General features: G+C 66.8%; 14 protein-coding genes. 7 read left to right on the plus strand and 7 right to left on the minus strand.

The window, feature by feature from the left end; all coding sequences use genetic code 11:
• Positions 1-67 precede the first annotated feature (67 nt).
• Positions 68-1,660, plus strand: coding sequence for an L-aspartate oxidase (nadB, locus tag VSR71_RS03710; RefSeq protein ID WP_342912556.1), 1,593 nt, complete (start codon positions 68-70; stop codon positions 1,658-1,660).
• A 78-nt stretch (positions 1,661-1,738) separates the two neighbouring features.
• Here nadB and nadC read toward each other — a convergent pair whose 3' ends face one another.
• The 6 genes from nadC to purN form a co-directional block, all read right to left on the minus strand.
• Complete coding sequence (gene nadC / locus VSR71_RS03715; protein WP_342912557.1) at positions 1,739-2,602, minus strand: carboxylating nicotinate-nucleotide diphosphorylase; 864 nt, start codon at positions 2,600-2,602, stop codon at positions 1,739-1,741.
• Entirely contained in the window at positions 2,599-3,753 is a 1,155-nt protein-coding gene (gene nadA / locus VSR71_RS03720; protein WP_342912558.1) for a quinolinate synthase NadA, read from the minus strand. Before nadA ends, nadC begins: the two co-directional genes overlap by 4 nt.
• A 125-nt stretch (positions 3,754-3,878) precedes the next feature.
• Complete coding sequence (locus VSR71_RS03725) at positions 3,879-5,069, minus strand: DesA family fatty acid desaturase (protein ID WP_342912559.1); 1,191 nt, start codon at positions 5,067-5,069, stop codon at positions 3,879-3,881.
• A gap of 391 nt (positions 5,070-5,460) precedes the next feature.
• On the minus strand, positions 5,461-6,852 hold the full coding sequence (locus VSR71_RS03730; RefSeq protein ID WP_342912560.1) for a mechanosensitive ion channel family protein: 1,392 nt from the start codon (positions 6,850-6,852) through the stop codon (positions 5,461-5,463).
• Between the two features lie 59 nt (positions 6,853-6,911).
• On the minus strand, positions 6,912-8,330 hold the full coding sequence (locus VSR71_RS03735; RefSeq protein WP_342912561.1) for an RsmB/NOP family class I SAM-dependent RNA methyltransferase: 1,419 nt from the start codon (positions 8,328-8,330) through the stop codon (positions 6,912-6,914).
• Positions 8,327-8,995, minus strand: a complete 669-nt coding sequence (gene purN, locus VSR71_RS03740; protein WP_342912562.1) for a phosphoribosylglycinamide formyltransferase — start codon at positions 8,993-8,995, stop codon at positions 8,327-8,329. Before purN ends, VSR71_RS03735 begins: the two co-directional genes overlap by 4 nt.
• A 266-nt stretch (positions 8,996-9,261) precedes the next feature.
• Here purN and VSR71_RS03745 point away from each other — a divergent pair, with 266 nt between their 5' ends.
• The gene (locus tag VSR71_RS03745) at positions 9,262-9,921 is read left to right on the plus strand and encodes a response regulator (protein ID WP_011615962.1); all 660 of its coding nucleotides are present in this window, start codon (positions 9,262-9,264) and stop codon (positions 9,919-9,921) included.
• A gap of 24 nt (positions 9,922-9,945) precedes the next feature.
• Here VSR71_RS03745 and VSR71_RS03750 read toward each other — a convergent pair whose 3' ends face one another.
• Entirely contained in the window at positions 9,946-11,760 is a 1,815-nt protein-coding gene (locus tag VSR71_RS03750; protein WP_342912563.1) for a hybrid sensor histidine kinase/response regulator, read from the minus strand.
• A 263-nt stretch (positions 11,761-12,023) separates the two neighbouring features.
• Here VSR71_RS03750 and VSR71_RS03755 point away from each other — a divergent pair, with 263 nt between their 5' ends.
• From VSR71_RS03755 to VSR71_RS03775, 5 genes are all read left to right on the plus strand, one after another.
• Positions 12,024-13,019 carry a bifunctional riboflavin kinase/FAD synthetase gene (locus tag VSR71_RS03755; RefSeq protein WP_342912564.1) on the plus strand — a complete coding sequence of 332 codons (996 nt, stop codon included), beginning with the start codon at positions 12,024-12,026 and terminating at the stop codon, positions 13,017-13,019.
• A gap of 114 nt (positions 13,020-13,133) precedes the next feature.
• Positions 13,134-16,025, plus strand: coding sequence for an isoleucine--tRNA ligase (gene ileS, locus VSR71_RS03760; RefSeq protein ID WP_342912565.1), 2,892 nt, complete (start codon positions 13,134-13,136; stop codon positions 16,023-16,025).
• Positions 16,025-16,555, plus strand: coding sequence for a signal peptidase II (gene lspA, locus VSR71_RS03765; protein WP_342912566.1), 531 nt, complete (start codon positions 16,025-16,027; stop codon positions 16,553-16,555). Before ileS ends, lspA begins: the two co-directional genes overlap by 1 nt.
• Before the next feature lie 223 nt (positions 16,556-16,778).
• Positions 16,779-17,981: a bifunctional phosphopantothenoylcysteine decarboxylase/phosphopantothenate--cysteine ligase CoaBC gene (gene coaBC / locus VSR71_RS03770; RefSeq protein WP_342912567.1), complete on the plus strand. Its 1,203-nt coding sequence runs from the start codon at positions 16,779-16,781 to the stop codon at positions 17,979-17,981.
• A gap of 16 nt (positions 17,982-17,997) precedes the next feature.
• Positions 17,998-19,017 (plus strand): LLM class flavin-dependent oxidoreductase, encoded by a 1,020-nt coding sequence (locus tag VSR71_RS03775; protein ID WP_342912568.1) that lies wholly within the window; start codon positions 17,998-18,000, stop codon positions 19,015-19,017.
• The last annotated feature ends 19 nt before the right edge of the window (positions 19,018-19,036 follow it).

Below are 19,036 nucleotides of genomic sequence, written 5' to 3' on the forward strand. Positions count from 1 at the left end.
GCGCGCACGGTGTAGACTTTCCTGTTTCCCCCATCAGCATGGCGCCCTGCAGCGCTCTCTCCGCATCATGAATTTCGACGTCGCCATCGTCGGCAGCGGGCTGGCCGGCCTTACGGTCGCGCTGCAACTGGCCGACACCCACCGGGTTGTCATCCTCAGCAAGCGCGCCATGACGCAGGGCGCCAGCGATTGGGCGCAGGGCGGCATCGCCGCCGTGCTGGATTCCGGCGACAGCCATGACGACCACACGCAGGACACGCTCGTCGCCGGCGCCGGACTGTGCGACGAAGAGGCGACCCGCTTTATCGTGGAGCACGGGCGCGAAGCGATCCAGTGGCTGATCGACCGCGGCGTGCCGTTCACGCGCGACGAGCAGGCCGAACTGGGCTTCCACCTGACCCGCGAAGGCGGCCACAGCCGCCGGCGCATCATCCACGCGGCCGATGCCACCGGACACGCGGTGGTCAGCACGCTGCTGCAGCAGGCCACGCAGCATCCGAACATCACCATCCTGGAAGACCATTTCGCGATCGACCTGATCACGTCGCGCAAGATGGGGCTGCCGGGCAACCGGTGCTATGGCCTTTACGTGCTCGACGACAACACCGGCGCGGTGCACACCCTCACCGCCACGCACACGGTGCTGGCCGCGGGCGGCGCGGGCAAGGTCTACCTGTACACCACCAACCCTGACACCGCCACCGGCGACGGCATTGCCATGGCGTGGCGCGCGGGCTGCCGGGTGTCGAACATGGAATTCATCCAGTTCCACCCGACCTGCCTGTACCACCCCTATGCCAAGTCGTTCCTGATTTCCGAGGCGGTGCGCGGTGAAGGCGGGCTGCTCAAGCTGCCCGACGGCACCCGCTTCATGCCCGAGCACGACGAGCGTGCCGAACTGGCGCCGCGCGACGTGGTCGCACGCGCCATTGACTTCGAGATGAAGAAGCGCGGCCTGGACTGCGTCTACCTGGACGTCAGCCACCAGCCCGAAGCCTTCCTGAAGGAACACTTCCCGACGATCTACGCGCGCTGCCTGGAACTGGGCATCGACATCACGCGCGAGCCGATCCCGGTCGTCCCGGCTGCTCACTACACCTGCGGCGGCGTGGTCACCGATACCGCGGGCCGCACCGATATCGGCAACCTGTACGCAGTGGGCGAGTCTGCCTGCACCGGCCTGCATGGCGCCAACCGGCTGGCCTCCAATTCGCTGCTCGAATGCATGGTGATCGGCCGCGCCGCGGCGGAAGACATCGCCTCGAAGGACAAGGCCGGCGCGCCCAACATCACGCTGCCGGCGTGGGACGAGAGCCGCGTGTCCGATGCCGACGAGGAAGTCGTGGTGTCCCACAACTGGGATGAACTGCGCCGCATGATGTGGAACTACGTCGGCATCGTGCGCACCAGCAAGCGGCTGGAACGCGCGCAGCACCGCATCGGCCTGCTGCGCGAGGAAATCGCCGAGTACTACGCCAACTTTCGAGTCACGCGCGACCTGCTGGAACTGCGCAACCTGGTGGAGGTGGCCTCGCTGATCGTTGACAGCGCGTACTCGCGGCATGAAAGCCGCGGGCTCCATTTCAGCCGTGACTATCCGGATTCGCTGCCAAAGGCGCTGCCTACGGTGATGCAGCCGCCCGCCGGCCGCAAGCGCTGAGCGCCGTCCGGTAAAAAAAAACGGGGTGCGAGCCAGATGGCTCCACCCCGTTTTCTTTGACTTCGTGCTGGCGATGCGTCAGCCGATGATACGCAGCGAGTAGTCCGTCGCGCGCACATCCTTGGTCAATGCGCCCACCGAGATACGGTCCACGCCGGTCTCGGCGAAAGTGCGGATGGTCTCGGCATTGACGCCGCCCGACACTTCCAGCAGCGCCCTGCCCTGGTTGATCTTCACCGCGTCCTGCATCATCGGCACGGTGAAGTTATCGATCAGTACCGACTTCGCGCCCGCGGCCAGGGCTTCTTCCAGCTCAGCCAGCGACTCCACCTCGACCTGCACCGACGCATCGGTATCGAGCGCCTGCGCCGCCTGCAGCGCCGCGGTGATGCTGCCTGCCGCGGCGATATGGTTTTCCTTGATCAGGATGCCGTCGTACAGCGCCAGCCGCTGGTTCTCGCCACCACCGATGCGCACCGCGTACTTCTGCGCCAGGCGCAGGCCCGGCAGCGTCTTGCGCGTATCCAGGACGCGCGCGCGGGTGCCGGCGATCAGGTCGGCATAGCGGCGCGTCACGGTGGCCACGCCGGACATCAGTTGCAGGAAGTTCAGCGACGGGCGTTCGGCAGTCAGCAGCGAGCGCGCCGGGCCGGTGATTTCGCACACCACCGAGTCCGGCGCCATCCGCGCACCCTCTTCCTGCAGCCAGCGCACTTCCAGCGCCGGGTCGACCGCTCGCATGCAGGCATCGAACCACGGCTGTCCGCACAGCACCGCCGCTTCGCGCACGATCACGCGCGCGTGCGCGGCCTTGCCCGCTGGCACCAGCAGCCCGGTCAGGTCGCCGCTGCCGACATCCTCGGCGATGGCGGCCTGCACGTTGGCCTGCAGCGCTGCTTGCAGCGCGGCGCCGTAGCTGTCGAAAATCGGATTCACGCTCATGCCGGACCGATCCCCTGGAACAGCGCCTGTTCCTTCGCCAGGTCGGACGACGGACGGACATTGCGCTTCTGCGCCGCGGCAAAATCGAGCATGCGGTTGATGCAGGTCACCGCCTTGGCGCCGATGGCCGGGTCGACGTGGATCTCGTTGCGCCCGGTCTCCAGCACCTCGGCCAGGTTGGTCAGCGCGTTCATCGCCATCCACGGGCAGTGCGCGCAGCTCTTGCAGGTTGCGCTGTTGCCGGCAGTCGGCGCCTCGATGAAGTGCTTGCCAGGCGCGGCCATGCGCATCTTGTGCAGGATGCCGTTGTCGGTGGCGACGATAAACTCGGTCGCGTCCAGCTTCTGCGCCGCTTCGATCAGTTGCGAGGTGGAGCCGACCACGTCGGCCTGCGCCACCACGTTTTCGGGCGATTCCGGATGCACCAGGATCTTGGCGTTGGGGAATTCGCGGCGCAGCAGGTCCAGCTCGATGCCCTTGAACTCGTCGTGCACCAGGCACGAGCCCTGCCACAGCAGCATGTCGGCGCCGGTCTGCTTCTGGATATAGCTGCCCAGGTGCTTGTCGGGTGCCCACAGGATCTTCTTGCCCTGCGCGTGCAGGTGCTCGACGATCTTCAGCCCGATGCTCGACGTGACCATCCAGTCCGCACGTGCCTTCACCGCCGCGCTGGTGTTCGCGTAGACCACCACGGTGCGGTCCGGGTGCGCGTCGCAGAAGGCGGCGAATTCGTCGGCCGGGCAACCCAGGTCGAGCGAGCAGGTCGCATCCAGATCCGGCATCAGCACGGTCTTTTCGGGACTGAGGATCTTGGCGGTCTCGCCCATGAAGCGCACGCCGGCCACCACCAGGGTCTTGGCTTCGTGGTCGCGGCCGAAGCGGGCCATTTCGAGCGAGTCGGAGACGCAGCCCCCGGTTTCTTCGGCGAGGTCCTGCAGGTCGGCGTCGACGTAGTAGTGGGCCACCAGCACCGCGTTGCGTTCCTTCAGCAAGCGGCGGATACGCGCCTTCAGCGACTGCCGCTCATCGGGCGACAACACCGGCGGCACCTTGGCCCAGGCATGGGCCACGCAGCTGCCACCAGTGGCGTTTTCGGCACCCGCGAGGTTCGGCTTCTCGAACTCGACGGTCTTGATCGATTGTGGGGTCATCTCCGGTACTCCTCTAGACCTCCGCCAACAGGGTGCGGCCGGCCAGAACATGGGGGAGTTTATCTAAAACAAAAGCCCCGCCATGGGCGGGGCTTTGTCAAACCATACGGCGCGGCCGAATTGTATCAGGCGTAGCGGCGCAGGCGCAGCGAGAAATCGTGCAGCGCCTGGATACCGCTGGCCTCGGCACGGTGGCACCAGGCCTGCAGCTGCTGCAGCAGCTGCTCGCGCGTCAGGTTGGAACGGCCCCAGATGGCGGCCAGTTCACGGCGCATTTCGACGAAGGTCTGCAGCGCCTTGTTCTGCTCGACGATGCTCGCCAGCTGCTCGCGCTGCTGCGCGGCCAGCTTGGTCTCCTCGCGGTGGAACCACTTGCTGGCGGGCTTGAAGCTGCGGTACTCGGCCACGCCGCCTTCCTTGAGCTTGTCCAGTTCCTGGCGGAACGCGCCCTTGACGGCCTTGGCGTAGCGCGCCATCACGTCATAGCGGTTGGCGATGATGGCTTCCAGCGTGTTGTGGTCGACCGGACGGGCTTCCACCAGGCGCGCCTTGGGCGGGGTCTTCTTGACCTTGGCCAGGCCGACCGCCTGCATCGCGCGGATATAGCCCCAGCCCACATCGAATTCATACCACTTGATCGAGAACTTGGCCGAGGTCGGGTAGGTGTGGTGGTTGTTGTGCAGCTCTTCACCGCCGATGATCAGGCCCCACGGCGACACATTGGTCGACGCGTCTTCGCAATCGTAGTTGCGGTAGCCCCACCAGTGGCCCAGGCCATTGATGATGCCGGCGGCATGGATCGGGATCCACAGCATCTGCACCGCCCACACCGACATGCCGATCACGCCGAACAGCGCCAGGTCGATGATCAGCATCAGGCCAACGCCCTGCCAGGTGAAGCGCGAGTACACATTGCGCTCGACCCAGTCGTTCGGGCAGCCATGGCCGAACTTGGAAACGGTTTCCTTGTTCTTGGCCTCGGCGCGATAGAGTTCAGCGCCCTCCAGCAGCACCTTGCGGATGCCGCGGGTCTGCGGGCTGTGCGGATCATCCTCGGTCTCGCACTTGGCGTGGTGCTTGCGATGGATCGCGGTCCACTCCTTGGTGACCATGCCGGTGGTCAGCCACAGCCAGAAGCGGAAGAAATGCTGGGCGATCGGGTGCAGGTCCAGCGACCGGTGCGCCATGCAGCGGTGCAGGAAGATGGTGACGCCAGCGATGGTGATGTGCGTCATCACCAGCGTGTAGATGACGATCTCCCACCAGGCCCAATTGGCAAGGCCGTTGGCGGCCCAGTCAAGAATAGTGTCGAACAAACTGTTCTCCGTCGGTTAAACAGGGACTTCCCGTGCAGGCCGGCGGGGCCGGTGCACACAACGCGCAGAAAAAATAGCTGCGAATCTATTGATTGCGATAGCTGTCTGGCGCTTGCCTCGGGACCCGAAGTCGCTCCGGGCTCCCTGGCACGCGAGTCTGGCGCCGGCCATGGCAGGCGGGACAAGGTACGAGCCGCTGCAATCTGGCGGCTGTCTGATGTGGGAGCGGGATGTCTCAACCCGCGACAACCCGGCATTCTACCGGATTGGCGAGGGCGCAAGCATACGCTATTTCCCGGATTTGGACGGGGTCCAACGGTTTTCGTTCCGTGGGTGCCGAACTCGCCGCCTGGCTGGCATCCGCACGGTCTAGTGACGCCTACGTGACAGTCTAGGTGGCGTTGGCGGCTTCCGGCAAGGTACTCGCCTTGGGGGCACCTGGCCCGGGCATTGGCGTCTCGTGCAACACACGCAGCTCACGCTGGGGATAGGGGATCGAAATGTCGTGATCGCGCAGCGTGCGCCAGATGGCGCGGTTCATCGCCGATTGCACCCCAAGCTTGCCGTTCTGCGGATCGGCGACGTAGACCGCGACTTCGTACTCGATGCCGCTGTCGGCGAACAGCACCAGGAAGGCCGCAGGCTCCGGATCCGTCAGCACGCGCGGCAAGTCGCGCACGCATTCGGTCAGCAGTGCGATCACGGTCTCGGGATCGGCGCTGTAGTCGGCCTGCACGCGCGTCGCCACGCGCACATTGGTATTCGAGAACGAATGGTTCTGCACCGCCTGCGCCACCAGCTGCTCGTTCGGCACCAGCGTCTCGCCGTCGCCATTGCGCACCACGGTGTAGCGGGTGCGGATCTGCGACACGATGCCGGTGTACTTGTCCACCGTGATCTGGTCGCCCAGCTTGACCGAACGGTCCAGCAGAATGATGAAGCCCGAGATGTAGTTGCTCGCGATCTTCTGCAGACCCAGGCCCAGGCCCACGCCCAGCGCGCCGCCGAACACCGACAGCACGGTCAGGTCGATGCCGACCAGCGACAGGCTCAGCAGCAGCGACACCAGCAACAGCAAGGCCTTGGAGATGCGGGTCAGCACCACCTTGAGGTTGACGTCGAGGTTGGCGGAGCGCATCAGCCGCTCTTCCAGCCAGGATCCGAACCACATTGCCACCAGCACGGTCAGCAGGATCCAGACCCCCGCCATCAGCGTGTCGGCGAGACTGATCTTCTGCTTGCCGCCGATCGAGAAGCGCACATTCTGCATCCACCCGACCACGTCCGACAGCACCCCCACCACATAGAGCGCCATGCCGAGCCACACCAGCGTGGTCAGCACCTTCTCCACCAGCAGCAGCATGCCGTGCAGCTGCCCGCTGCCGGACATGACCCGCCGCAGGATATAGAAGACGACATTCAGCGCAGTGATGCCGAACAGCGGCACCAGCGCCAGCCGCAGCACGCTGATCGGGATCAGCGGCTCCAGCGCGAAGCGCGCGATCATCACCAGCACCCAACCTGCCAGCGGGAACATGGCCCGCTCCAGGCTGGCCGCGGCAAAGCGCAGCGAGAAGCTGGAACTGGCATAGCGCGCCTCGAGCCTGCGCACCACGTAGCGCCCCAGCGGCCACGCCACCGCGAGGCAGCCGGCCAGCACCAGCAGTTGCCAGAAAAAGCCCGGGCCGCCGGCATCGCGGATCAGGTCGTCCAGCATCCTGCCGAACATCGAATGGGAGGCCTTCAGCTCGCCGCCGAGGCCGGACAGGGTTTCACCGTTCATCGGGGAGACTCAGGGTTGGACCGCCAGCCAGCTGCATGCGCCAGCGGCGGCCACAGGCGTCAACTGGTGCGTTCCAGCACTGCGGCGAAGAAGCCGTCGGTCTGGTGCAGATGCGGATACAGCGCGAACATGCCGCTATCCTGGGGCAATGCGGGCACTTCGATCTTCTGGTCGGCCAGCGCCTCGCTGGCCGGAACCAGGCGGAAATTGGGATGCGCGGCGAGGAAATCGCGCACGATGGCCTCGTTCTCGGCTTCGAGCACGGAGCACGTGGCGTAGACCACGCGGCCGCCGCCCTTGACCAGGCGCGCCGCCGATTCAAGGATCGCGCTCTGCTTGGCGGTCAGTTCCAGCACCGACTCCGGCGTCTGGCGCCACTTCAGGTCGGGGTTGCGCCGCAGCGTTCCCAGCCCGCTGCACGGCGCGTCCACCAGCACCCGGTCGACCTTGCCGGCCAGGCGCTTGATCTTGGCGTCTCGTTCGGAGTCGATCAGGACCGGATGGACGTTGGACAGGCCGCTGCGCGCCAGGCGAGGCTTCAGGTTGGCCAGGCGCTTTTCCGACACGTCGAAGGCGTACAAGCGGCCCGTGGAGCGCATCGCGGCGCCCAGCGCCAGCGTCTTGCCGCCCGCGCCGGCGCAGAAGTCGACCACCATCTCGCCACGCTTGGGCGCCACCAGGTTGCACAGCAGCTGGCTGCCTTCGTCCTGCACCTCTACCAGCCCGTTGACGAAGATCGGCAGCTGGTTCAGCGCGGGCTTGCCAGCCATGCGGATGCCGGCGGGCGCCATCGGCGTCGGCTCGGCGCCCAGGCCGGCTGACTGCAGCTCGGCCAGCGCTGCGTCGCGGCTGGTCTTGCCAAGGTTGACGCGCAGGTCAAGCGGCGCCGGGCGCAGCCAGGCATCGCCCAGCGCCGCGGTAAATTCTTCACCATGGCGGCGCACCAGCTCGTCGTACAGCCATTCGGGCAGATTGGTGCGTACGCGCGGGGCCAGGCTGGAACGTTCGATCGTGGTCAGGCGGTCCAGCCATTCGGCCTCTTCGGGGTGCAGGAACGGCGTCAGCACGTCGCGTCCCAGGGTGGCCGCCAGGCCCAGCAGCGCCAGGCGGCGCGAGCTTGCGCCGGTGCCGCTTTCGGCAAACTGCGCGAACTCTACGCGCCGGCGCAGCACCGCATAGATGGCCTCGGCGATGATGCCGCGCTCGCGATGGCCCAGCTTGCTGTTCTCGCGGAAGTAATAGCTCACCACGGCATCGGCCGGGCGCGCGAACAGCATGACCTTCCCGAGCAGGCGGTCGATATGCTGGATATGCGCGGCATGCAGCCCGCCGTGCATGCGCGGCGCGCCGTCGTGGCCGGCATTGCCGTTGGCGGGCCTGCGGATGGGGCTGCCCTTGCCCTTGCCCTTGCTCTTGCCGCGCGGAGGCGCGTGGCCCTCGCTGCGGGTGGGACGGGTTCCTGCCTGGTTGCGGCTCATGCCTTGACTCCTGCCGCCAGGGTATTGGCGGAGATGGCCATCAGCAATTGCGGCTCGGCCGGGTTGATAACGTTGACCACGCCGTCCTGCAGTTGCAGGCGGTCCTCGACGAACCAGCGTACGGCGCGGGGATAGATCTGGTGCTCGCAGTCGAGCAGGCGCTCGGCCAGGCTTTCAGGCGTGTCGGACGGCAGCACGTCAAGTGCCGCCTGGATCACGATCGGACCATGGTCGAGTTCCGGGGTAACGAAATGCACAGTGGCGCCGTGCAGCTTGACGCCGGCGTCCAGCGCCTGCTTGTGGGTGTTCAGCCCCGGGAAGCACGGCAGCAGCGACGGGTGGATATTCAGCAACCGGCCCGCATAGCGGTCGACGAAAGCCGGCGTCAGGATGCGCATGAAGCCGGCCAGCACCACCAGGTCGGGCGCGTGGGCATCGATGGCCTCGGCCATCGCGACGTCAAACGAGGCGCGGTCGGGGAACTGGCGATGGTCGACCACGCCCGTGGCAATGCCTTGCTGCTGCGCGAACTGCAGCCCGGCGGCATCGGGCCGGTTCGACAGCACCGCTGCCACGCGGGCCGGCCAGCCGCCTCCCGCGCAGGCCCGGACGATGGCTTCCATGTTGGAGCCACGCCCGGAAATCAAGATGACAATTTTTTTCATCGCGCAATTCTACCAAGGCGAGGCACTAAACTCCGGTAAAGCGAACCCATTAGGTGCTTAATTCACTAGATCGGGACAGGGCGCAATGTCTCTAACATGTGACGGTGGTGCCGTATACCCCCGATTGATGGATTGTGACGCTTCGCCCCCTCTGCTAGAGTGGGCGCTACGTCCACGCGCCAATCCTGTGCAGGGTTTCAACGACACAGTGCTCCGAGCGAGCGGGTGACAACAAGGACGAAACGGGAAATTAGACGGGAATTCGCATGTCGAACGCTGCACCGACGTTGTTGGTGGTCGATGATCATCCTATGGCCTTGTCAGGCACCACGGCCTTCCTTGCCGAAGTCATGCCGGATGTCGCGGTACACGCCGCCGGCAGTGCCCGCGAAGCCCTGACGAGCCTTCAGCAGGGGCTGCGCCCCGATATCGTGCTGCTCGATATCTGGCTGAATGACGGCACCGGCTTCGATGCCATGCAGTCGTTCAAGACCGTCATCCCCGGGGCGCGCTTTATCTTTATGTCCGCGGAAGCCACGCCCGAAATCGTCGGCCGCGCCCGTGCGCTGTCGGCATGCGGCTTCGTCGGCAAGCATCTCGATGCCAATGCCTTCACTGCCGCGGTGCGCAAGGTGCTGGCGGGCGACACCTCCTTCCCTACCGATGAAGCCCTGAACGGGCGGGCCCAGTCCTTTGGCCCCGCGCACGGCATCCCGGTTACGCCGGCCGAGTTGGGCCTGACGCCGCGCCAGGGGTCCGTGCTGGCCCTGGTGCTCGAAGGCCTGCCGAACAAGGTGATCGCGCGCCGGCTTGGGCTGACCGAGAACACGGTCAAGGAGCACGTCTCGGCGATCCTGCAACGCCTGGGCGTGCGTACCCGGATGCAGGTGATGTCCCGGATGGAACGGTTCCGTCTGCGCCAGTAAGGCGCAGCGCTTGACCTCCCCAGCCTAAGCCGGGCGCAGCCAGCGCCGCAGCAGCAGCCGCAGCGATGCCGGGTCCACCGGCTTGGGCAGCACGAAATACCCCGCCTCTTCCGCCGCCGCCAGCGCGGCCGATTTCAGGTCGCCGGTCAGCAGCGCGCTGCGTGCCTGCGGCTGCGTGTTCTGCCAGCGCTCCAGCAGGTCCAGGCCGTTCTCGCTGCCGGGCAGCCGCAGGTCGCAGAAGATGATGTCCGGGCGCAGGCCCTTGGCAAACAGCTTGTCGGCCTCGGCGCCGTGCGCGGCGCAGGCCACGTGGATGCCCCACGCTTCCATCAGCGCGATCCACGCCTTGCGGATCTGGCTGTCGTCGTCGACCACCAGCACCGTGCCCTGCAGCCGGTCAGGCTTGGCTTCCTGGGCCTGCGCCATGGCGCGCATCTCGCGCACGCTGGCGACCGTCTCGGCCGGCACCGGGGCCAATGCAAACCAGAACACCGAACCCTTGCCCGGCACCGAGCGCACGCCATAGGTGCCGCGCATCAGCCGCACGCATTCCTTGAAGATCGCCAGGCCAAGGCCAAGGCCCTGAGACGGATCGCGCTGCGGGTTGTTGACCTGGTAGTAGGGCGAGAAGATTTCGGGCAGGTGCTCGGGCGTGACGCCGGCGCCGGTGTCCCACACCTCCAGCCGCACGTGCTTGCGGCGCTGGCGCGCGGTCACCAGCACGCCGCCGCGCTGGGTATAGCGCAGCGCGTTCTGCACCAGGTTGAACAGCGCGCGGCGAAGCAGCACCGGCTCGGCCATCGCGTACAGCTCGTCGGGCACGCGCGGGGTCAGCATCAGGCCGCTTTCGCGGGCGTCGGCGGCAAACTGGCTCATCACGTCGCGGATCAGGGCACCGAGCTCGCACGGCTCCAGCGTCGGCAGGACCTTGCGGCCCTCGAGCTTGGACAGGTCCAGCAGCGAGCGGAACAGCAGGTCGATGGTCTGCGTGCCCGCGGCCACCTGCTCCACCAGCGGATGAAGCGCCGACGACTGGTTGCGCGCGCGCAGCGCCTCCACCAGCATCACCAGCGCATGTACCGGCTGGCGCAGGTCATGGCTGGCGGCGGCGAGGAAGCGCGATTTCTCTTCGCTGGCATGCAGCGCGCGCTCCTTTTCTTCCTGGAACTGCTTGGCCAGGCGGCGGCTGTCACCCTCGAGCTGGATCGCGCGCACCAGCGTGACCTGCAGGTTGAAGGCATGGCGCGACAGCATCAGCGCGTAGATCACCAGCAGGCCCTGTACATAAGCGCCATGCCCGGGGAAGGCAAACTCCGCCATCAGGATGCTGGGCACCAGGATCGGCACGCCGGCGTACACCAGGTTGGACGGCACCGGCGCCTGCGATACCGCGCCGCCGGCCAGCACGCCCAGCGTCAGCAGGTACAGCACGCTGGAGAAGACCACCGAGTCCGTATACAAATGCAGCAGTGCCGAGGTGCCCCAGGTCACCCCGGTCAGCATCGCCAGCACGCGCATGTTGTTCCACCATTTGCGCGTATGCGCGGAACGGCTCATCGAAGCGCCGTCGCGCTGATAGCCGAAATGGAACCACAGCCCGCCCGCGGTCAGCAGCAGCATGATCCCGCACCAGCCCAGCAGCGCCGCGTGGCTGACATCGCCCCAGAATCCCAGCGTGGTCAGCGCCGGCAGCAGCACGGCAGCGACGATGGCGGTCGGCGCGTTCTTGTGCACGATGGCCATCAGCTTGGCGCGGGTCTCGACGTCAAGCTCGCCGCTGGATTGCGGCAGGAAACGGGGGAGAAGCCGGGACAGGAACCGGTTGGGCAGCGCGTTCAAATGTGGCTGGATTGAGATAACGGATGCAATGGAGAGAAAAGCGGCAAAAAATGTCGCGTCCCGCGCGTTTTAGCTTCATGTGACGCCGGCGTGACACCCAAGTCGTGCATATCATGCCGCCTTTTGCCGCATCGCGCCATGCCGGGCTGGCCGGCTGCGGCACAAAAACAGCAGCTTAATGCACATGGGGGCGCCGGCAGCGGCAAGCCGACCCATTCGCCTTATAATGCTCGCTTTACCCGAAACATTTCCCCGCCGTCCCCGTGAAAGTCTTCCGCGGCCTGCCCAACGCCGAGAGCCGGGCGCCCTGCGCGCTCACCATCGGCAATTTCGACGGTGTGCATCGCGGCCACCAGTCGCTGCTCGCCCGTGCGCGCGCGGCGGCAGACGCGCGCGGCCTGCCGCTGTGCGTGATGACCTTTGAGCCGCATCCGCGCGAGTTCTTCACACCGGACAAGGCGCCTACCCGCATCGCGCTGCTGCGCGACAAGCTGGAAAGCCTGCGCCGCAACGGCGTGGACCGCGTCGTGGTCGAGCACTTCAACGCCCACTTTGCCGGCCAGTCTCCGCAGGAATTCGTTGAAAACGTGTTGTGGCACGGCCTGCACACGCGCTGGCTGCTGGTCGGCGACGACTTCCGCTTCGGCGCCAGGCGCGCCGGCGACTTTGCCTACCTGCAGGACGCCGGGCGCCGCTTCGGCTTCGATGTCGAGCAGATGGGCTCGGTCTCCGAAGGCGGCATCCGCATTTCCAGTTCGGCGGTGCGCCAGGCCCTGGCCGATGGCGACCTCGAGCACGCGCGGCGCCTGCTAGGCCACGGCTATGCCATCAGCGGCCATGTGATCCACGGCCGCAAGCTCGGCCGCGACCTGGGCTTCCCGACGCTGAACCTGCGCATCTCGCACAAGCGCCCCGCGGTCAACGGCATCTTTGTGGTGCAGGTGCACGGCATCGCCGACCACCCGCTGCCCGGCGTGGCCAGCATCGGCGTGCGCCCGACCATCGAGGACGCCGGCCGCGTGCTGCTGGAAGTCCACCTCTTTGACTTCAACGAAAACCTGTACGGCAAGCTGGTACGGGTCGAGTTCATGAAGAAGCTGCGCGACGAAGCGCGCTTCGACAACCTGGAAGACCTGACCGCGGCGATCGCCAAGGACAGCGCCGACGCGCGCGGGTTCTTCGGCCTGACCGCGCCTGGCGCTGCCGATGGCACCGGTGGCCGCGACTTCGCCACCTCCGCCACCGACCGAATTAGCTAGCGGCCGGTGCCCGCCAGTGTGCGCGGGCCCGGTTCGCATGCCCCGCCCAGTCTTCCCGCGCGCGCCCCGGCCTGCTGCCGGCCGCGCGCCAAACGAATTGCTTCGAGAATCGAAATGTCCGACGACAAACGCGCCAAGCCCGAGAAAAACAAGTATCCCGTCAACCTGCTCGACACGCCCTTCCCCATGCGTGGCGACCTGCCCAAGCGCGAGCCGCAGTGGGTCAAGCAGTGGCAGGAGAAGCAGATCTACAAGAAGATCCGCGCGGCGCGCAAGGGCGCGAAGAAGTTCGTGCTGCATGACGGCCCGCCGTATGCCAACGGCGACATCCACATCGGCCACGCCGTCAACAAGGTGCTCAAGGACATGATCATCAAGGCGCGCGGCCTGAGCGGCCTCGACGCCGTCTACGTGCCGGGCTGGGACTGCCACGGCATGCCGATCGAGATCCAGATCGAGAAGAAGTTCGGCAAGGGCCTGCCGGTGCAGGAAGTCCAGGCCAAGGCGCGCGCGTACGCCACCGAGCAGATCAAGCGCCAGATGGTGGACTTCGAGCGGCTGGGCGTGCTGGGCGACTGGGACCATCCCTACCTGACCATGAACTACAGCAACGAGGCGGACGAACTGCGCGCGCTCGGCAAGATCATGGAAAAGGGCTATGTGTTCCGCGGCCTCAAGCCGGTGAACTGGTGCTTCGACTGCGGCTCGGCGCTGGCCGAGGCGGAAGTCGAGTACAAGGACAAGGTCGACCTGTCGATCGACGTGGGCTTCCCGTTTGCCGAGACCGACAAGCTGGCGCACGCCTTCAAGGTGCCGTTCGATCAGCTCAACGCCAAGCCGGGCTGGATCGTGATCTGGACCACCACGCCGTGGACCATCCCGAGCAACCAGGCGCTGAACGTGCACCCGGAGGTGGAGTACGCGCTGGTCGACACGCCGCGCGGCTACCTGATCCTGGCCACCGAGCGCGTCGAGGATCAGCTGAAGGTCTACGCCCTGGAAGGCAAGGTGGTCGCCACGGCCACCGGCGCCGCGCTGTCGGAAATCCGCTTCCACCACCCGCTGGCCAAGATGGACGCGGGCTATGACCGCCTGTCGCCGATCTACCTCGGCGACTACGTCACCACCGACACCGGCTCCGGCATCGTGCACTCGGCGCCCGCCTATGGCGTGGAAGACTTCCAGTCGTGCAAGGCGCACGGCATGCCCGACAGCGACATCATCAGCCCGGTGATGGGCAACGGCGTCTACGCCGGCACCCTGCCGCTGTTCGGCGGGCTGTCGATCTGGGATGCCAACCCCAAGATCGTCGATGCGCTGCAGGAATCGGGCAACCTGTTCAATTCGCACAAGTACACCCACAGCTACATGCACTGCTGGCGTCACAAGACGCCGATCATCTACCGCGCCACTTCGCAGTGGTTCGCGGGCATGGACGTGGATCCGGCCGAGGAGAACGGCAAGACCGTGCCGACGCTGCGCGAGACCGCGCTGGCCGGCATCGAGGCGACCGAGTTCTACCCGTCGTGGGGCAAGCAGCGACTGCACAACATGATCGCCCACCGGCCGGACTGGACCCTGTCGCGCCAGCGCCAGTGGGGCGTGCCGATGGCCTTCTTCGTGCACAAGGAAACCGGCGCGCTGCATCCGCGCACGCCTGAACTGCTGGAAGAGATCGCCAGGCGCGTCGAGCAACAAGGCATCGAGGCCTGGCAGACGCTGGATCCGGCCGAACTGCTGGGCGACGAGTCCAGCCAGTACGAGAAGAACCGCGACACGCTCGACGTCTGGTTCGACTCCGGCACCACGCACTGGACCGTGGTGCGCGGCTCGCACCAGGACGACCTGTACGACCCGGCCGCCGACACGCCCGAGGGCCGCCTGGCCGACCTGTACCTGGAAGGCTCCGACCAGCACCGCGGCTGGTTCCACTCGTCGCTGCTGACCGCGTCGATGCTGTACGGCAAGCCGCCCTACAAGGCGCTGCTGACGCACGGCTTCACGGTCGACGGCGAGGGCCGCAAGATGTCCAAGTCGGTCGGCAACACCGTGTCGCCGCAGGACATCTCCAACAAGATGGGCGCCGAGATCATCCGCCTGTGGGTGGCCTCGACCGACTACTCGGGCGAGCTGTCGATCTCGGACGAGATCCTCAAGCGCGTGGTGGAAAGCTATCGCCGCATCCGCAACACGCTGCGCTTCCTGCTGTCGAACCTGTCCGACTACGACCATGGCAAGCACGCGCTGCCGGCATCGGAATGGCTGGAGATCGACCGCTACGCCGTGGCGCTGACCGACCGGCTGCAGAAGGAAGTGCTATCGCACTACGAGGCCTACGAATTCCACCCGGTGGTGGCCAAGCTGCAGACCTTCTGCTCCGAAGACCTGGGCGGCTTCTACCTGGACGTGCTGAAGGACCGCCTCTACACCACGTCGGCGGACTCCAAGGCGCGCCGCGCGGCGCAGAACGCGCTGTACCACATCACCCAGGCGATGCTGCATTGGATGGCGCCGTTCCTGTCGTTCACCGCCGAGGAAGCATGGCAGGTCTTTGTCCACGGCACCGAACACACCGACACCATCTTCACCAGCACCTACTACCCGGTGCCGGAAATGGACGACGCCGACGACCTGCTGCAGAAATGGCATACGCTGCGTGAAGTGCGCGCCGAAGTCACCAAGCAACTGGAAGCCGTGCGCGTGGAAGGCGAGATCGGCTCGTCGCTGCAGGCAGAGCTGACCATCCAGGCCGGCGGACCGGTGCTGCAGGCGCTGCAGAGCCTGGGCGACGACCTGCGCTTCGTGCTGCTGACTTCGTCGGCCAAGGTCACTGCCGCGCCGGAAGCCGGCGACCTGCTGGTGACGGTAACGCCGTCGGCGCATGCCAAGTGCGAGCGCTGCTGGCACTACCGCGCCGATGTCGGCCACAACCCGGACCACCCCACCCTCTGCGGCCGCTGCGACAGCAATCTGTTCGGCGCCGGCGAACACAGGAGCCATGCCTGATGGCATCGACCACATCCCGATCCGCCCGGCCGGCGCGCCGCGGCAGCAAGGCCGCCGGCAACACCACGCCACTGCTGTGGCTGGCGTTCGCGCTGCTGGTGGTGCTGCTTGACCAGTTCTTCAAGATCGTCATCGTGCGCAGCTTCACCTACGGTGAGTCGCGCCCGGTCACGAGCTTCTTCAACCTGGTACTGGTCTACAACAAGGGCGCGGCGTTCAGTTTCCTGGCTGACGCCGGCGGCTGGCAGCGCTGGTTCTTTACCGGGCTGGGCATCGTGGTCGGGGCGTTCATCGTGTGGCTGCTGTATCGCCACACCGGGCAGCGGCTGTTCTGCTTCGCGGTGTCGCTGATCCTGGGCGGCGCCGTCGGCAACGTGATCGACCGCGTGGTCTACGGCCACGTGGTCGACTTCCTCGATTTCTACGCGGGCAGGTATCACTGGCCGGCTTTCAATGTCGCGGATTGCGCGATCACGGTCGGCGCCGTGCTGCTGATCGTGGATGAATTGCGGCGGGTGCGAAAGCACTGAGCATAGCGATTACGCTAAGCAAACCGATGGTGTTCCGCTCCCCCCTCATGGGGAGAGGGCTGGGTGAGGGGCGGTTTGCCAAGGCACCACGCCAATCGAGGGTCCCGCCCTCACCCCCGCCCCTCTCCCGCCGGGCAGGAGAGGGGAGCAACCCTCAGGGGGGCAAACCCCCAGCCGGCTTCCCCGGTATCATTTCCCTTTCTCCCCAGCCAGGTTTCCCACCATGGATTTGCGCGGCAAGCACATCGTTCTCGGCCTGACCGGCGGCATCGCCTGCTACAAGTCGGCCGAGCTGGTCCGTCTGCTGACCAAGGCCGGCGCCACCGTGCAGGTGGCCATGACCGAGGCGGCGACCCACTTCATTACCCCGGTGACAATGCAGGCCCTGTCCGGCCGCCCGGTGTTCCTGTCGCAGTGGGACGCCCGCATCGACAACAACATGGCGCATATCGACCTCTCGCGCGAGGCCGACGCCATCGTCATCGCCCCGGCTTCCACGGATTTCATGGCGCGCCTGGCCAACGGCCTGTGCGACGGCCTGCTGAGCACCCTGTGCATCGCGCGCGACTGCCCGCTGCTGGTGGCACCGGCGATGAACCGCCAGATGTGGGCCGCGCCGGCAACCCAGCGCAATGCCGCGCAGCTGCGTGCCGACGGCGTGGCGATCCTGGGCCCCGGCAGCGGCGACCAGGCCTGCGGCGAGGTCGGCGACGGCCGCATGCTCGAACCGGAAGAACTGCTCGACGACATCATCGCCTTCTTCCAGCCGAAGCCGCTGCAAGGCAAGCGCGTTCTGATCACCGCCGGGCCGACTTTCGAGGCAATCGATCCCGTGCGCGGCATCACCAACCTGTCGTCGGGCAAGATGGGCTTCTCGATCGCGCGCGCGGCGCGTGAGGCCGGCGCCGAAGTCCTGCTGGTGGCCGGGCCGACCGGCCTGCCGACGCCGCGCGGCGTGGTGCGCACCGACGTGCGCAGCGCGCAGCAGATGCATGACGCGGTGCTGGCACAGCTGCCCGGCGCCGACGTCTTCGTCGCCGTGGCGGCGGTGGCCGACTGGCGCCCCGCCGAGGTGGCCCAGCAGAAGCTGAAGAAGGCCAACGACACCGATACGCCCACGCTGCAGTTCGTGCAGAACCCCGACATCCTCGCCACCGTGGCGGCGCGCACGGATGCGCCCTACTGCGTCGGTTTCGCGGCCGAAAGCGAGAACCTGGAGCAGTACGGCGAACAGAAGCGCCAGCGCAAGGGCGTGCCGCTGCTGGTCGGCAATATCGGCCACCATACCTTTGGCCTGGACGACAACGAGATCGTGCTGTTCGATGCCGCCGGCATGACGCGGCTGCCGCGCGCCGACAAGCTGTCGCTGGCACGCCAGCTGGTAGCCGCGATCGGCCAGCGGCTGCCGGGCCGCGCGCGGCCCTGAGCGCGGAGCGGATCCGATGTCCAAGCCACGCCTGCGCCTGTCGGTACTCGACCAAAGCCCAGTCATCGCCGGCCACAGCGCCCGCGACGCGCTCGCCGCCACCGTGGAACTGGCGCAGATGGCCGACGCGCTGGGCTACACCCGCTACTGGTGCGCCGAGCACCACGGCCTGCGCGGGGTCTGCAATCCCGCACCCGAAGTCATGCTGGCCCGCATCGGCAGCGTCACGCAGCGCATCCGCCTCGGCTCCGGCGGCGTGATGCTGCCCTATTACAGCCCGTTCAAGGTTGCCGAGCAGTTCCGCATGCTCGAAGGCCTGTTCCCGAACCGGATCGACCTTGGCGTCGGCCGCGCGCCTGGCGGCGACCTGCGCACCGCGCAGGCGGTGGCGATGGGCCAGTACGACCGCGGCGCGCAATTCGAAGAGCAGGTGCGCGACCTGTCGGCATTGCTGCGCGGTGAGGTGCCGCCCGGCCATCTGGCCGAAGGCGTGCTGCTGCAGCCGGAGATCGATACCCGGCCCGAGCTGTGGGTGCTCGGCTCCAGCGACTACGGCGGCGCGCTGGCCGCGCGGCTGGGCCTGCGCTTCGCCTTTGCCCACTTTATCAATGCGCATAGCGGCCACCTTGTGGCGCAGCAGTACCGCGACGATTTCACGCCGGGCTACGAGGCCAGACCGTACAGCGCGGCAGCCATCTTTGTCATCTGCGCCGATACCGATGCCGAAGCAGCCGAACTGGAGCGCGCCGTCGACCTGCGCCGCCTGCAGATGGCCTATGGCGTGAACGCGCCGATCCCGTCGATGGCACAGGCCGCGGAGTTCTCTCCCACCGAGCGTGACCGGCTCGTGATCGAGCGCGAGCGCCCGCGCACGCTGTGCGGCACGCCCGAGCGCGTGGCCGCGCGCATGGAAGCACTGCGCGAGCAGTTTGCCGCCGATGAGCTGGTCGTGCTGAGCGTCACGGCCAGCTACGCCGCGCGGCTGCGCACCTACGAACTGCTGGCACAGGCATTTGACCTCGGCGGCGCGGCCTGAGCCCCGTCCGTCCGGTATC

Source organism: Cupriavidus oxalaticus (genome assembly GCF_038900635.1).
In the GTDB taxonomy this organism is placed as follows: Bacteria; Pseudomonadota; Gammaproteobacteria; order Burkholderiales; family Burkholderiaceae; genus Cupriavidus; species Cupriavidus oxalaticus_B.